Origin of the sequence: Collinsella sp. LCP19S3_D5, from assembly GCF_052121415.1 — a bacterium.
GTDB lineage: Bacteria > Actinomycetota > Coriobacteriia > Coriobacteriales > Coriobacteriaceae > Collinsella.
The window spans coordinates 1-15,717 of record NZ_JBQKEH010000008.1 but is presented as its reverse complement, the minus strand read 5'-3'; the positions used below and the strand labels follow the sequence as shown (position 1 = coordinate 15,717).

Genomic DNA, 15,717 nt, shown 5'->3' with positions numbered 1-15,717 from the left:
GTCCCATGTTTGGCGCGGTGGGGCGGAGTGTAGCCGGGGGCTGCGATTCTTGACGATGGACGCATCCGGGTGGTCATCGTGGGTGCCTCGCCACAGCTTTTTGTGCAAAAAGGGGTCCGCACCTTTTGCGGTGCGGACCCCTTTGCGTTGCAACAAGTTGCTGCGGCGTGTTTCGAAGTTGAAATTACTTGCGAATCTTAGACACGACAGCGCTGGCGACAAAGCAGGCGATTGCCATGATGCCCATAGCAGCGACGATGTTGGCTGAGGCGTCACCCGTGTTGGGCAGATCCTGCTTGTTTGCCTTGGTCTTATTTGCAGGCTTGCCGGCAGGCTTGTTGTCGGAAGGCTTGGGCGCGGGCTCGTCCTTCTTCCACTGGGCGTAGAGCGTTACCGGGGCTTCGAGCACAATATCGGCGCCAGCTTCGTAGCTCGTGCCGGAGCCGTCCGCGGCCGTGTTCCAGCCTGCGAAGGAATAGCCCTTGCGTGCCGGCTTATCGGCCGTGACCTTAGTCTTGGCAATGTACTCGACTTTAGCGAAATCGCCGGTCTGCTTGTCCTCGGAACCGTTCAGGTCGTAGGAGAGATCGTAGGCCTTCTCCTCGAACTCAGGCTTGGTGAAGCCGCAGTACTTGCACTTAGGGGTTCCCGTGCGAGTCCAAGTACCGGCATTGTCAGAGGCCCACTTGGTGTAGGTGACATCGTAGAACTGCTCGTGCTCGCCGTCGGTGTAGTCGTGGGTGAGCATCTTGCCGCCGGACCAAACGAGCTTGCCGTCGATGGTTACATCGGTTCGGCCGGAATTCTGACTCTTTTCGCCGTACTGCTCGCCGCCAAAGCCAAACACCTTAGAGCACGTGACCGGGTCAGTCGCAAGGCCCTCGACAGTGGTTTTGCCCGTGATGTTGACCTTGTACTTGTAATCGCCCATGTTCTTATCGTTGATCTTAAGAGCGGTTTTGTCGGGCGAGGTCGAATTGAACGTGCAGTTGTTCACGTTGACGGTGATGTCGTTCTTTCCTGCGCCAAAATCGGTGTAGACGTTGATAGCCTTGCCGGCACAATTGAAGGTGCAGCCATCGAACGTCATGAACGGCGAGCTGTATGTCCAGATGGCGTAGTCGACCTTCTCCTTCGGAGCGTTGAACGTGGTGTTTTTGAACTCAGCGGCCTGATAGCCCCAGTAGAACGTCTTGCCGTTGATGACGCAACCATCGACAACGGTCTTGTTCGCATAGCTGAAACCAAGGTAGTCGGCACTGCCGGAGCGCAGCGTCATGTTCTTAAACGTAACGGTACCAGCACCCTTTAAGGAGTAGTCGCAGTTATACTCGGTGCCGAAATTCGCAGGATTGGGCACAAGCGCGCCGATGTTCCAAGCGGTCTTGTCGGTGCCCAGGCCCTCAAACGTGAGGTCCTTGCCCTGGGTTGTGCCCTTGGAGTCCACTCCGTACAGGGTGTAGTTGCCCTCGCCGAGCAAGATGGTGTCGCCGCTCTGCGCTGCGGCGGTAGCGGTCTTAAGATCATTGTAGATCACACCGGTGGGTTTATCGTCGTGTTCAATGGTGATCGATCCGGTAGTAATCGTGCCGGGGGCACCGTCTGCGAAAGCAGGCGATGCTACGCCCATCGTGACGAGCGCAACGGCAAACAGCGCTGCGACCGCACGAGAGGCCGTTTTCAAAAACGACTTCATGCTGAGACTCCTTCGACTCTAATAGAACTAAAATCAGCGTTAATATTATAGAACTTCTGACATTTTACTAAACCACTATTTCGCGCCTTTATCGGTACGCCAATCTTTCTCGCACTTCTTGCATATTTATTCCGCATACCTGCGTCTTTGTTGCATCGGATTGTGCAACAAAGACGCATTCGTTTTGCCGGTGTGGTTTGCGCGATGGCACTTGGCGTGTCTATGGCTCAATGGGCTGGGCGCAAGACTGACCTTGATAGGGGTCGCGATTGATTGCTTGGCGATAAGCGCAGCGATGTTGCGCCTATCGCCCGCCATAGAAAAGTGCGATAACTGGGCGCACTGACGCGAATGCTCTTATGGGCTAGACTAGGCACCACGAAATACACGATGCGTTCGGGCGGCGCCGACTGTCCGATTAGCTTGGCAAGCATTGAGGGTGCATGCACATGAGCCAAGAGATGATGGATAAGACCTGCCGAGGGTTTGCCGAGGCGCTTGCCGCGCGCGAGCCGGTTCCCGGCGGTGGCAGCGCGAGCGCCTTTGTGGGCGCGCTGGGCGCCTCGCTGTGCGGAATGGTCGCTCGTTATGGGTCGACCAATCCCGCGCTTGCCGATCGAGCGGACGATTTGACGCACGCGTTTGCCCAGGCGGATGAGTTGGCACAGGAACTTGTGGACCTGGTCGCCGAGGATGTTCGGGCCTACGGGCAGGTGTCTGCGGCGTACGGTATTTCGCGCGAGGATCCGGCTCGACCGGCTGCGATTCAGGATGCGCTGCACGTGGCGGCTATGCCACCGTATCGCATTATGGATGCCTGCGGGCGCGCGCTGGCGCTGCTCGAGGACATGGCGGATAAGGGGTCGCGCCAGCTGCTGTCCGACGTGGCTTGTGGCGCCGTGTTCTGCCGCGCCGCCATGCAGGGCGCGAGTCTGACGCTCTTTGCCAATACCACGTCTATGAAAGACCGGGCGCGCGCCGAGGAGCTCGAGGCGGCGTGCGATGAGCTGCTCGATACGTGGCTGCCGCGTGCCGATGCGCTGGCGCGCCGTGCCGCCGACGCAGCCAGGAAGAGGGGATAGCCATGGCAGAGCTGCTGAAAGGCGCTCCCGTTGCCCGTACTTTGACCGAGGAACTTGCCGCTCGCTGCGTTGCTTTGCGCGAACGCGGCGTTGTGCCGACGCTGGCCATCGTTCGTGTGGGCGAGCGCGAGGACGATCTATCGTACGAGCGCGGCGCCCTCAAGCGCTGCGAGAAGGTTGGCATCGAGGCTCGCCGCGTTTTGCTTCCTGCCGATGCTTCGCAGGATGAGCTGCTGGCGGCTATTAAGGACATCAATGCCGACCCCGCCGTTCATGGCTGCCTAGTGTTTCGCCCGCTGCCCGCTGGGCTTGACGAGGATGCGGTTGCCGCGGCACTCGATCCCGCCAAGGATGTCGACTCCATGACGCCGGCCTCGCTACTTACCACGCTTTCGGGGCGAGGCGAGGGCTTTGCTCCTTGCACGGCTGAGGCCGTGTTGGCGTTGCTGGACCATTACGGTGTTGAGCTGGATGGAGCCAAAGTCGCGGTCGTCGGTCGGTCTCTGGTGATTGGCCGTCCCGTTGCCGCCATGCTTACGGCTCGCAATGCCACGGTGACGACGTGCCATACGCATACGCGCGACCTTGCTGCCGAGTGTCGTGCGGCTGATGTTGTGGTTGCGGCCGTTGGGCGCGCGCACACGATTGGCGCGGATGCGGTTCGCGAGGGCCAGACGATCATCGATGTGGGCATTAACTGGGACGAGGCCGCCGGCAAGCTGGTCGGCGACGTCGATTTTGATGCTGCGGAGCCAATCGTTAACGCCATCACACCCGTGCCGGGCGGCGTGGGGGCTGTGACTACCGCGATTCTCGCCAAACACGTGATCGAAGCGGCCGAGCGCACATCGAAATAGGCTTTTGACCACGGGGGCTGCCGAGGCTGTGGTTTCGCCCTTTTTGCACCGAAGCGATACACTGTTGCCGTTTGATTTCTTCGCTCAAGGAGGATGCGCATGCCGTGCACAACGATTTTGGTCGGTAAGAACGCGAGCTACGACGGGTCGACGCTGGTTGCCCGCAACGAGGACTCGTCCAATGGGGTGTTTGAGCCCAAGCGCATGCGCGTAGTGCATCCCGACGAGCAGCCGCGTGTCTACACGAGTGTCCTGAGCCACCTGACCGTTGAGCTGCCCGACAATCCCATGCGTTACACAAGCGTCCCCGACGTTGTCCCGGGTCATGGCATTTGGGCCGAGGCCGGTTTCAACGAGCTCAATGTTGGCATGTCCGCAACCGAGACGCTCACCACCAACGAGCGCGTCCGCGGCGCCGATCCGCTCGTGGATTTCGTGCCCGCCAAGGGTAACGAGGGCGAGGACGGCTATGCGCCGGCGCAGCCCGGCGGTCTGGGCGAGGAGGATATGGTGACCCTGGTGCTGCCATACGCCAAATCCGCCCGCGACGGTGTGCGCATTCTGGGCGACCTGCTCGAGCGCTACGGCACCTACGAGAACAACGGCATCGCCTTTAGTGACGTTGACGAGATCTGGTGGCTCGAGACCGTCGGCGGCCACCACTGGATCGCCAAGCGCGTACCCGACGACGCCTATGTGACCATGCCCAACCAGCTGGGTATCGATAGCTTTGACCTGGACGACGCCGAGGGTGCGCAGGTCGACCACATGTGCTCGGCCGACCTACGCACCTGGATGGCTGAGTGGCATCTGGACCTGACGTTGGGTGTCGAGGGCGACGGTCCGGCGACGGTCTTTAACCCGCGCGAGGCCTTTGGCTCGCACAGCGACAGCGATCACGTCTACAACACGCCGCGCGCCTGGTACATGCAGCGCTGCCTCAACCCCAGCGATGTGTGGGACGGTCCCGACGCCGACTACACGCCCGAGAGCGACGACATTCCCTGGAGTCGCGTGCCCGAGCGCAAGGTGACCCTCGAGGACATCAAGTACGTGCTTTCGAGCCACTACCAGGGCACGGAGTACGACTGCTACGGCAGCAAGGGTACGCCCGCCACGCGCGGCGCCTATCGTCCCATCGGCATCAACCGCAACAGCCAGCTTGCCGTGCTGCAGCTGCGCCCCTATGCACAGCCGGCGTATCGCGCCGTGCAGTGGATGGCGTTTGGCTCCAACTCGTTTAACGCGCTCGTGCCGCTGTACGCCAACGTCGAGACCATGCCCGAGTACTATGCCGACACGCAGGCTCGCGTGACGTCCGAGAATTTCTATTGGGCAAATCGCCTGATTGGCGCCTTGGCCGATGTCCGCTTCCATGAGTGCGGTCGCGCGGTCGAGGATTATCAGGAGAAGGTCGGCGGCATGGGCCACAAGCAGATTCACGACGTTGACGCCGTTGTCGCCGTACTGCCCGAGGCCGAGGTGTCTGCCGAGCTCGCCCGCGCCAACGAGGCCTTTGCCGAGCTCGTGCGCGTGGAGACCGATGCCCTGTTGGGCAAGGTGCTCTACACCACGAGCTGTGCCATGAAGAATTCTTTCGCGATGAACGATAACATTAGGTAAAGATAACCTTGCAACGAGCGAGCGGGGCAAACGCCGTCAAAGGCTTTGCCTCGCTCGATTTCTATCCCGGTGACAAACGATTTTGTGTCGTTTGCCCAATCTTGGGTACAAGTAGGCCAATGAAGTTGTTCACGATTGGAGCCAACCATGGTTATGAAATTCGATCAGCTTGTTAACGGTGCCATCAACGTGGGCTTCGGCGCCGCCGCCGTTGCCGTCGAGGGCGGCAAGAAGGTCCTCGACGACCTCAATGCCAAGGGCGAGCAGGTGCGCAAGGACGCCGGCACCCCCGATATCGCCCGCAGCGTGTCCGACATGTTCGAGCAGGCCGGCGGTACCATCTCCGACCTGACCGAGCGCCTGGGCATGCAGGGCGAGACCGCGGCCCAGCGCGTGCTCGACGAGCTCATCCTCGCCCGCGTGCGCGTCATGACCGCCCCCGAGCGCACGGCCTTTTTGGCCCATGTGCGCGACATCGTCGATTCGGTCGAGGACAACGTGACCTCGGTGCCCGTCGAGTCCGTTGAGCCCGACGATGCAGAGGACGCCGAAGAGGCCGAGTAGCAGCGCAGATGGCAGATTCCACCACCGATTACAACAATCAAGATCCCTTGGGTGACGAGGCGGCGGTTGTCGACGAGGTCGAGGCCGCCGTCTCGGGCGCTCGCAAGAAGCCGCGCGCTGTCGATATGGTCCCTGAGGAGCCCGACGCGATGGCGCCGGACGAGGAATACCAGCTCACGCCGGCAGGTCGTCGTGAGCGCATTGGGCAGATCGTTCGCCTGATCAAAAAGTACCGCGTATGGGACAACCTCACGCCGGTGCGCCTGCGTCGTCTGCTCGAAGAGCTCGGCCCCATGTTCGTTAAGATGGGGCAGATTCTGGCCAACCGCTCCGAGATTTTGCCGCAGCGGTTTTGCGACGAGCTGCGCCGTCTGCGCTCCGACGTAGAGCCGGTGCCGTATGAGGTAGTGCTCCGCTGTTTGGAAGAGGAATATGGCCAGCGCCTGGGGCAGATGTTCGACGCGATCGACCCCAATCCGCTCGGTAGCGCGTCGCTCGCGCAGGTGCACCGCGCCCGTCTGGTGACCGGCGAGGACGTGGCCGTTAAGGTGCAGCGCCCCGGTGCGCAGCAGGTGATGGCTCAGGACATCGACATTATTCGCTCGGTGGTACGCATCGTTTCCAAGTTCGTCAACACCGACCAGTTTGTGGACCTGCATGGTGTGGTCGAAGAGTTGTGGACCTCGTTTCGCGAGGAGACCAACTTTTTGGCCGAGGCCAAAAACCTCAACGATTTCTATGACTTCCACAAAAGCGTGCATGGCGTCTCGTGTCCCAAATCCTACTTGGACCTTTGCACCGAACACGTCGTAGTCATGGACTACATTGACGGCATCTCCATTGCCGACCCCAAACGCCTTGAGGCCGAGGGTTATGACTTTGAAAAGATTGGCGCCGCGATCGTCGAGGACTACTCGACGCAGGTGCTCGATGATGGCTTTTTCCATGCAGACCCGCATGCGGGAAACATCATCCTCAAAGACGGGATCGTCTACTTTATCGACCTGGGCATGGTCGGGCGCATGTCGAGTCACGACCGCGGTATCGTCAAGGACATGATTTTCGCCGTGGCCGAAGGTGACGTTCCCAAGCTCAAGGATTCGCTTATGCGCTTTGCCGTGACGCGCGGCGATTCTGCCGAGCTCGACCATTCGGCCTTTTTGTCCGACTTGGACTTTATCGTCGCCGACTTTGCAGGGCTCGATCTTAAGGACCTGGATATCGGCGAGTTTTTGACCTCGCTGTTAAATCTGGCGCGCAAAAACGACGTTGAGCTGCCGAGCGTGGTGACGATGTTCGCCCGTGGCATGGTGACACTCGAGGGTCTGCTGACCGAGTATATGCCCGACGTCAACATGATCCAGATCATCCAGACGCACATCAAAAACGAGAAGAGCACCTATGCGCGCGTCCGCGAAATGGGGCACGATCTTGCCGCGAGCAGCTATCGCGCGGCAAAAGGCTCGCTCGAGGCGGCCGAGTATCTGGGCTTGGCGTCGCGCATGCTCACGCGCGGCCAGCTTAAGGTGAACACGCAGATCATGAGCAGCGATAAGGCGCTGCGACAGCTGGGTGGAATTGTCGACCGCATGTCGATGGCAATTGTGATCGCCGGCCTGTTTATCGGCTCGTCGGTGGTGTACTACGCGCGCATCGAGCCGGTTGTGTTCGGTATCCCGGTCATTGGCTTTATGGGCTACGTGAGTGCGCTGGTGCTGGCGCTGATGCTGGGCCGCGAGATCTGGCGCAACAGTCACGGCGGCAAGCGGTAGAGGCTGCGACCGTCACCGCATTCTCCTATCGCAAACAATAGCTTTTACCTTGGGCTTCGCCTGCGTGCGGGGCCCTTTTGCGTGCTACCATATTGACAGTAATAATCGATGGCCTAGATGGTGGTGCGGAGACGCACGAATGCGCGGTTTTCCTGCGCGTTTGGGAGAATCGGGGTGCAAGTCCCCGGCTGTACCAGTAACCGTAATTCCTCTTGGCCCGGGATGGTCGCGTCGCAGATCGGACGGCGTGCCCGGGCCGGTAAGGTTAAGTCGGATCGCCTCCCATCTTGTACGCGGCCGCGGCGCATGCCGCCGGTACGCGTTGGGCTCTGGAGGGAAGGGGGGACCCCGATGGGGGTACTCGAGCGCAATGTGCGCGATGACGTGGGGCAGCCGCTGGGCAATGCTCCAAGTGCAGACAGTAGGAGACAAATGGATATGTTTGAGGACGAGTGCCAGCGCGCCTCGTGGCGTCGTCATGGAGCGATTGCCCGCGGCATGGCCAAGCGCGGTCTGGTGGCGTTCCTGGCTTTTGCCATGGCTTTTGGTACCACACCGGCGCAACTTTGGGCCGAGGGCGCCGAGGGCATTGCCGAGTCTGTGGCTCAGGCTGCGACGGGCGGCGAGGGCGCGGCGGCCGAAGGCGGCGCGAACAGCGCGGCGGCGAACGCTGCTGCCGATGGCGCCGACGCTGATCAGGGTGCAACTGCGAGTGCCGCGAATGGCGATGACACCGCTGCAGACAACGCGACTGAGTCCGAGAGCTCTCCCGCGGTGCCTGCTGCTTCGGATCAGAAGAACGCCGTTGCCGCTGCGTCCGCCACGACGCTTTCCAGCGAGGCCAAGGTCTTCATCCAGGATTCCAAGGATGAGGGCAACTCGTATTCCACGAAGTCGGGCGCGCTCAGCGCGGGCGATACGCTCTGGGCAAATATGTACGATGAGGTCGAGGACGACTGGTACGGCACTTCGACTGAGTCCGTTGCCAATCCCGGCACCTGGACTTACACCTGGCTCGCCGGCACGACCAGGGCCAGCAGCAATGTCGCCGACTACACCGAGGTCGTAGGCCACGAGCAGTCGCTCACCGTCACCGCCGCGATGGAAGGCAAATACTTCATCTGCAAGGTAACGGTTGATGGCAAGGATTACTTCGGCCCCTCGGTTTCGTACGGCTCGGGTATCAATGCCAACAACATCCCCGGTCCCGTGCTGGGCGCCGGTCAGATGGAGCTTAACAGCGTCAAGCTGAATAGCGACACGCCGAGCATAGGCGATACCCTGACGGCGACTCCGTACATAAGCTATTATCAGCAAGCCCCCGCCGACGCCAAGGTTGCCTACACGTGGTCCGCTTCTACCTCGCAGTACTCGGGCTTTACCAAGATCGAGGGCGAGACGGGCGCTTCCCTCACGGTAACCGACGACCTTGAGGGCAAGTACATCAGGGTTGAGGCCAACGCTGGCGTCAACACGGTGAACAAGACCACTTCCAGCAAGGTCAAGCAGGCCGGTGCGGTTGAGATTTCGGCCGTGTCCATCGTTAACACCAAGGACAACACGAGCGTCTTTGCGGTGGGGGATACCGCTAAGGCCCGCGCCAAGGAGAAGGGCGGCGCGTACGGCGCGTTCGTCGACGCGAGCAAGCTCAACTTCCAGTGGCAGAGCTCTGACACTAAGAGTGGCACGTATACCGACATTGCGGGCGCCACGGGTGAGACCCTCGAGCTTACCGACGCTTTGGGTGGTAAGTACCTCAAGTGCAAGGTGTCCTCGAAGATCGGCTCTTCGAGCTTGACCAACTCGACGGGCGCTCTCGTCGCTGCTGCTGGTTCAATTAATGTCACGAGCGTGACTATGAGCCCGACTTCGGGCAAAGTCGAGGTCGGTTCCACGATTACGGCGACCGCCAAGGCGGGCTCCACCGACGTTACCTCCGACTCGCATGTCACGTGGCAGTGGTACAAGGGCAAGTCGAATACCGCCAGCTCGTGTAACACGCCTATCGAGGGTGAGACCGGTAACACCCTGACGGTGACCGCCGCCCTTAAGGGTTGGTACGTCGTGGCCAAGGCCAACGGCGGCTATGGCGAGCAGAAGCCGTACTATGCGGCGGGTCCTGTCTCCGTCGCTGGCCAAGTTGAGCTTTACGACGTGCAGTTCGAGGGCTCTCCCGCCACCAACGGCGTACGTGTGGGTGATACGCTCAAGACTAAGGTGCGCAAAAAGGACGGCTCCAACTATCATTATATCGACCGCACCGATAATGTGACCTACCAGTGGCAGTATGCAAACAGCAGCTCGAGCTACGACTCCGCCTATACCGATATCCCCGGTGCTACCGAGGCGACCTATACCGTTGACGCCGCCTATGCTGGCAAGTACCTGCGCGTGAAGGTTACGAGCGAAAATACCGTCTCCAGCACGCAGAAGAAGAGCTCCTACGGCGGCACGCAGTCCGTTGCCCCGCTCGGCCCCGTGACGCTTAAGGGTCAGTACAAGCTGGCGGGCATTGAGCTTGCCGATAAGAACGTTACGCTGAGCGTGGGTTCAAAGATCACGCCGAGCGTGCAGGTTCCGGGCAGCTGGTCGGGCTCGACGAAGGACGTGCCCGACGATGCCGATCTCACCATGGCGTGGTATGCCAAGGGCGAGGGCGATGCCGATTGGACAGAGCTCACCGACGGCATCGATACGACCGACGGCAGCCTGACTCTTACGGATGCACTTGTCGGCAAGAGGATCAAGGTCACGGCGAACGCTCTCGACAACACGGTTGAATGGGTTTCGTCGGACAGCGTTACCGCGGCGGGGAAGTATAACCTGCTGCGCGTGACCACTACGCCGCAGATCAATAGCGATTCGACCCATCTCGTCTCGGGAGATAGCGTTAAGGCGACGGCGCAGGCTAAGCGCACCGACGGTTCGGCCACCAACGGTATCGACGTCACCGGTCAGGCGACTGTTGCCTGGTATGCGGCGGACGATGCGAAGGCTCCGGAGGCCGACTGGACGCTGCTGTCTGATATGTCGGGCGCCGAGGCGACTGTCTCGGCTTCTGCCGCGGGCAAGTATCTGAAGGCTGTCGCCACGAGCGGCAGCTCGACGGTCAAGCTCGTCTCTGCCAACCCCGTGATCGCCGCAGGCTCTCTTGAGGCCGCAGTTCAAAAGCTCAACGATTCCAATAAGCAGATCTCCGTTGATTACAGCGCTAAGGGCGGCAACGTTAACGACGCGCTGAAGGCGCAGCTTGCCGATCTGGGATTTACCGACGTTGACGTTAAGGTCTCCGAGGGTGGCGTGCTCTTTAAGGCCGAGGATGCTAAGGCCACGGTCGGCATCTCCGACGCCCAGGATAAGACCAACGGCGATGTGACGTTCTTCTACATCGACCCCAACGACTACACCGGTTACAACATCGACGGTCTGCGTAGCGCCGATGTGGTGTTTGAGCTGTCGCGCGATGGCAAGACTGAGCCTTACCAGCCCAACAAGTCGGTACAGGTTGCTTGGGACGAGGCTAAGCTGCAAGACCTTCTTGACAGTGCTGCCGAATCCCTGCAGATTGGCTATGCGGTGGGTGAGTCCGCCGATGGCGTGACCCAAAATGTCACGCTTCCGCACAAGGCGGGTTCCGCAAAGAAATTCTCTGTTGAATGGACAAGCTCCGACACCGAGCGCCTGTCTGTTTCTGGTGTTAGCTGGGAAGATAAGACGGGTAAGGTCTCGCGCGCATCGAGCGACCGAGACGTGACGCTGACCGCCAAGGTTACGGTTACGAATGGCGACATCAAGCTTGCCGGATCGCACGACTTCACGGTGATCGTCAAAGGCGATCCCGAGAAGGTTGCCGCCGACAAGAAGGCACTGCAGGCGAAGGTCGATGGGGCCTTTATCTACGACAATATCAAGTATTCCGGCACCGACACGGTTGCCGATAAGGGCGGCCTGACCGCCGACCTGCAGATGCCGCGCACGAGCACGCTCGGCGTGGACGGCAAGTACTACAAGGTCGAGTACTCCGCCAGCACCGATGACATTACGTTTAATGGTTACAAGGGCACGGTCTATCAGCCGCTGCCTGGCACCGAGGCAGCGAAGACCAAGATTACCCTTACGGTGACCGATAAGTCTAACGCCGAAGTTACGGCCAGCAAGACCCTCGACTTTGCAATTGCCCCGCAGGACCAGGACGAGCTCAATGCCGAGTTGTTCCACCTGAGCCTTGCAAAGTCAACATTCTCTCAGGGTATTCTTGACGGCCAGGATGCCTCCAATGTAACGAGAAGCCTGCATGCACCGCTTAAGGTGTATGGCCAAGGACTCGGCGTTAACTGGTGCTATTCCACCGAAGAGACTGCGGGACATTACGGCTTCGTGTTCAGCGACCTCCCCGGCGGCACGGAGAACACCTATCGTTTGCTCAAGTCAAGCAAACCGAGGGTTATCGCACATGAGAACCTTATCCTCACTCAGCCCGAATACAACACGAAAGTCACGATTAGCGGCCGTCTGAAGAGTGAGCGTTTTGCCCGTTATGCCGAGCGCTATCCCGACAATTCGGACTACGCGGTGCTTGCCGGCTTGGATGTTTCTGCGACGGTAAACGTCAAGGGAACGACGGGGCTCGACAACCCGAACGAGGGCAAGACCATTACGGTGACGGCCAAGGTCACGGGCGTCTCCGCAAGTGATGCCGACGGCAACTACACCGAGCAATCGGTGGTGCCCTTGACCGAGCTTACGCTTCCCGCCGACGATGACACGACGGCCGAGTCGGTACTCGAGCAGCTTATGACGGCTGCCGGTTGTACGAACCTTGAGGCAAGCGCCTTGGGTCTTACGAGTGCGACGATGCCCGATGGCCGCGTGCTGGGCACAACGAGCGCCGCGCCTTACAGCTTCTGGTCGTTTTACGTAAACAATGGGTTTGCGAACTTCGGCGCCTCGAGCTATTGCCTTAAGAACGGCGATTGCGTCGAGTTCCGTTACGTTAAGGGTGATGGCATACAGAAGCCTTCGTCGGCGCCTGCCACCAATCCTGGGGCTGAGCATCCCGATGTCGATACGGCATGGAATGGCTTTGCGAACGGTGGCTCGGGATCCGCAACGGATGCCCTTACGCCTACGACAAAGACCGATACGCCTTCCTGGGCGCTCAACCTTTTAACCGAAGAGCAGCAGAAGGCAGGCGCAAGCGCCTCTGCGTCTGACCCCATTGTCGCGAATGGAAAGGTGTACCTTGTCACGGGCGCTTCGGTGTGGAATGGAAAGACGTGGAATGCGGTCCTCAACGAGGTTGATCCCGAGACGGGTTCCGTCGTGCGATCGCTTGAACTTGGCTCTTCCATGGATAGTACCTGCCGTCCCGTTATTGCTCAGGGTATCATCCTGATTCCGCTTTCCGGTGGCTATCTGCAGGCTGTTTCGGCGAAAACGTTTGAGACGCTTTGGTATTCCGATGCGTTTACGAACCAGAACCTGTCTTCGCTGACCGTTGACGGCGATTATGTCTATATCAATACCCTTGATTATTGGTCCGGCAATGACGTGCAAAACGGTACGGTCAGGCGCATCAATATTCATACGGGTGCAGTTGCCGGCAGTGCTTCTGTCACCGATGGCGGCTTCTACTGGTCTGGTGGTCTGATGGTCAACGGCTACTACGTTGTCGGCAGCGACTTCGGCCAGGTGCGCGTGTATTCTGCCGATCTGTCAAAGCTTGTTGGTTCGATTAAGCTATCTGGTGGCAATATCCGTTCGGCGCTTGTCCTTCATGACGGCTTTGTATATGCGGTCACGCGCGACGATGGTACGTTGCACAAGCTGACTATTGGTTCGGATGGCTCTATTACCGAGGCCGGGAAGGTGCAGTTTGCCCCATACTCGACTTCAACGCCCGTGTTTAGCGGCAAATATGCCTTTATTTGCGGTGCGACTGCGAACAATTGGAAGGCTAAGGGCCTGCTGTCGATCATCGATCTTTCTGATATGAGCGTGAGGCAGATTACGAAAGCCGATGGCGAAGAGCTCGGCTTTGAATCGAAGAGCACGCCGCTCGTCTCCACGCGCGATGGTGAAACATATGTGTACTTCACCCTAAATGGCGCCAAGGGAAACTGGCCTAACTACACTTCGGGCGGCGGCGTGTATATGTACAAGCTGGGCGATGCCGAGGCGACCGAAGTGTTTGTTCCCGGTTCTGGTTATGCAAACTACTGCATGGCGTCGGTTGTCTGCGACGAGTTCGGCAACCTTTACTACACGAACGACTCAGGTCACTTGTTCTGTGTGAAGTCCCAGGCCCATCGCGTTAAGTTTGATGCTCGGGGCGGCTCTGCGACTGGCGATCAGACGCCTGCTTCTGGCTCGACCGTCACCAAACCGGCCGATCCGACGCGTGAGGGCTACACCTTTGGTGGCTGGTATACCGATGAGGCTTGCACAAAGGCGTATGACTTTAGCGCTGCGGTGACGGCCGATATGACGCTCTACGCCAAGTGGACCAAGAATGCCGTTACCCCTGGCGGCAACGGTGACTCTGGCTCCAATAGCGGCAATGGCGGCTCGGGTAATGCCGGTGCTGGTTCTGGCTCCGGTAACGGCACAAACGGCCAGCAGAGCGGCGGCGCTGTTTTGCCTGGGCAGAAGCCGGTATCGTCGACCACGACCGAGACCAAGGACGGCAAGGATTCCAAGAAGGATTCCGACAAGTCCGACAAGAAGGACAGCAAGAAGTCTGACAAGAAGTCCAGCAAGTCCAGCTCCAAGTCCGATACGGGCTCGGCTGCCGCGACTACCGCTAAGAAGTCCGCTGAGGCTCCGGCACAGCAGTCTGGCTTCAACCCGCTCGCCATTGTCGGCGTAGCGGCCGGCGTGATCGGGCTTGCGGTCATTGGCGTGTTCGTGTTTACCAAGCGCCGGTAGGTGAGAGCTGTGTCCAATAAACCTCAGGATGCCGACTCCAAGCAACCCGACTCGTCGTTCATCCAGCTCGACGATGGAAAGCAAAAGGGCGCCGCCTCGGCGGCGTCCGCCTCTCGGCGCAAGGCGCTGCTTGGCTCTCTGACGGCCGTCTGCATCGCGCTGATTGTCGTCTCGCTGGGCTTTGTTCACCCTTCCGCCAGCGGTGCCTGGTCCATCGATTGGATCGCTCGGGCCGTGGCGGGGAGGAGCGTTGCCGACTCTGGCTCTATCGCCTCTCGCAAGACGGAGACAGCGGGCTCCTCGTCTTCTGACGCTGTGGACTCCGAGTCCAAGGACTCGAATGAATCGGATTCCAAGGACGCTTCCGAGTCTTCGGACGAGAAGTCAGACAAGGATTCGAAAGAGAAGAAGTCCGAAGGCAAGGGCGGCAAGAAGTCCAACAACGCGTCTGCCGGACAGGGCTCCGAATCCGCTGGTGGATCGAGTTCTTCAAACGGCTCCTCTTCGGGCGGCGGCTCGGCGACCGGCGGTGGGTCTGCATCCAACAGCGGCAACGCTTCTGCGGGTAATCAGGGCGACCCGCAGCAGCCTGGCTACATTACTGTGACGGTCTCTGTGACGTCGAGTGCCGTGGGTAACCCGGTGTCTTCTGGCGGTACGTTCACCTTCAACGAGGGCGCTACCCCCTACGATGCCCTGTGCGCACTGGGCCTCTCTGTAAATGCGCACGCCTCATCGTACGGCACGTATGTCGCCGCTATCGGCGGCCTGGCCGAGAAGGAGCACGGTGGTACAAGCGGTTGGATGTATTCCGTCAACGGCGTAACGCCCAACACGGCTTGCAGCAACTACGTTCTCTCCAATGGCGACAGCGTGGTCTGGTATTACGTAACGGGCTAAATGCCTCGACATAACATGCCAAACGGGCGGTTCGGACCAACATCCGAGCCGCCCGTCTTTATGCGAATGGGACGTCGTTTCCCAATCGAGGCTCAACCGGAAATTGCATCCCACCCTGAAGGTGAATTCCGGGACGCAATTTCCGCATCAGCATCCATTGGGAAAGCGCATCTCGTTCTAGACATGGGACTGCGGACGATTTCTTGGACCGTTACGCGGCCCTTCCCAGCGCGGCGCGGAACTCGGCCGGCGTGCGGCCGCCGAGCGCATCGCTGCGCCTCTCCGTATTGTATCGG

Annotated in this window: 8 protein-coding genes; 7 read left to right on the top strand and 1 reads right to left on the bottom strand. The window is 59.9% G+C overall.

What is annotated here, in order from left to right; translation table 11 throughout:
• Positions 1-184: 184 nt before the first annotated feature.
• Positions 185-1,696: an InlB B-repeat-containing protein gene (locus tag ACTQXO_RS04645; protein WP_441545501.1), complete on the bottom strand. Its 1,512-nt coding sequence runs from the start codon at positions 1,694-1,696 to the stop codon at positions 185-187.
• Positions 1,697-2,145: 449 nt separating this feature from the next.
• Here ACTQXO_RS04645 and ACTQXO_RS04640 point away from each other — a divergent pair, with 449 nt between their 5' ends.
• The 7 genes from ACTQXO_RS04640 to ACTQXO_RS04610 all read left to right on the top strand — a co-directional run bounded on the left by ACTQXO_RS04640 (position 2,146) and on the right by ACTQXO_RS04610 (position 15,421).
• On the top strand, positions 2,146-2,778 hold the full coding sequence (locus ACTQXO_RS04640; RefSeq protein WP_441041922.1) for a cyclodeaminase/cyclohydrolase family protein: 633 nt from the start codon (positions 2,146-2,148) through the stop codon (positions 2,776-2,778).
• 2 nt (positions 2,779-2,780) lie between these two features.
• Entirely contained in the window at positions 2,781-3,635 is an 855-nt protein-coding gene (locus ACTQXO_RS04635; RefSeq protein ID WP_441041924.1) for a bifunctional 5,10-methylenetetrahydrofolate dehydrogenase/5,10-methenyltetrahydrofolate cyclohydrolase, read from the top strand.
• A gap of 99 nt (positions 3,636-3,734) precedes the next feature.
• Complete coding sequence (locus ACTQXO_RS04630; protein WP_441041926.1) at positions 3,735-5,258, top strand: C69 family dipeptidase; 1,524 nt, start codon at positions 3,735-3,737, stop codon at positions 5,256-5,258.
• Positions 5,259-5,405: 147 nt separating this feature from the next.
• A complete protein-coding gene (locus ACTQXO_RS04625; RefSeq protein WP_154515830.1) occupies positions 5,406-5,822 on the top strand; it encodes a hypothetical protein in 417 nt (138 codons plus the stop codon).
• A gap of 8 nt (positions 5,823-5,830) precedes the next feature.
• On the top strand, positions 5,831-7,594 hold the full coding sequence (locus ACTQXO_RS04620; RefSeq protein WP_441041927.1) for an ABC1 kinase family protein: 1,764 nt from the start codon (positions 5,831-5,833) through the stop codon (positions 7,592-7,594).
• Positions 7,595-7,945: 351 nt separating this feature from the next.
• Positions 7,946-14,521: an InlB B-repeat-containing protein gene (locus ACTQXO_RS04615; protein ID WP_441545500.1), complete on the top strand. Its 6,576-nt coding sequence runs from the start codon at positions 7,946-7,948 to the stop codon at positions 14,519-14,521.
• Between the two features lie 9 nt (positions 14,522-14,530).
• Positions 14,531-15,421 carry a DUF4430 domain-containing protein gene (locus tag ACTQXO_RS04610; RefSeq protein WP_441545499.1) on the top strand — a complete coding sequence of 297 codons (891 nt, stop codon included), beginning with the start codon at positions 14,531-14,533 and terminating at the stop codon, positions 15,419-15,421.
• Positions 15,422-15,717: the final 296 nt, after the last annotated feature.

Excerpts from the sequence above, each read along its gene's own strand:
- ACTQXO_RS04615 (WP_441545500.1), top strand. The coding sequence starts at position 7,946 with ATGGGGGTACTCGAGCGCAATGTGCGCGATGACGTGGGGCAGCCGCTG.
- ACTQXO_RS04645 (WP_441545501.1), bottom strand. The coding sequence starts at position 1,696 with ATGAAGTCGTTTTTGAAAACGGCCTCTCGTGCGGTCGCAGCGCTGTTT.
- ACTQXO_RS04630 (WP_441041926.1), top strand. The coding sequence starts at position 3,735 with ATGCCGTGCACAACGATTTTGGTCGGTAAGAACGCGAGCTACGACGGG.
- ACTQXO_RS04640 (WP_441041922.1), top strand. The coding sequence starts at position 2,146 with ATGAGCCAAGAGATGATGGATAAGACCTGCCGAGGGTTTGCCGAGGCG.
- ACTQXO_RS04625 (WP_154515830.1), top strand. The coding sequence starts at position 5,406 with ATGGTTATGAAATTCGATCAGCTTGTTAACGGTGCCATCAACGTGGGC.
- ACTQXO_RS04620 (WP_441041927.1), top strand. The coding sequence starts at position 5,831 with ATGGCAGATTCCACCACCGATTACAACAATCAAGATCCCTTGGGTGAC.
- ACTQXO_RS04635 (WP_441041924.1), top strand. The coding sequence starts at position 2,781 with ATGGCAGAGCTGCTGAAAGGCGCTCCCGTTGCCCGTACTTTGACCGAG.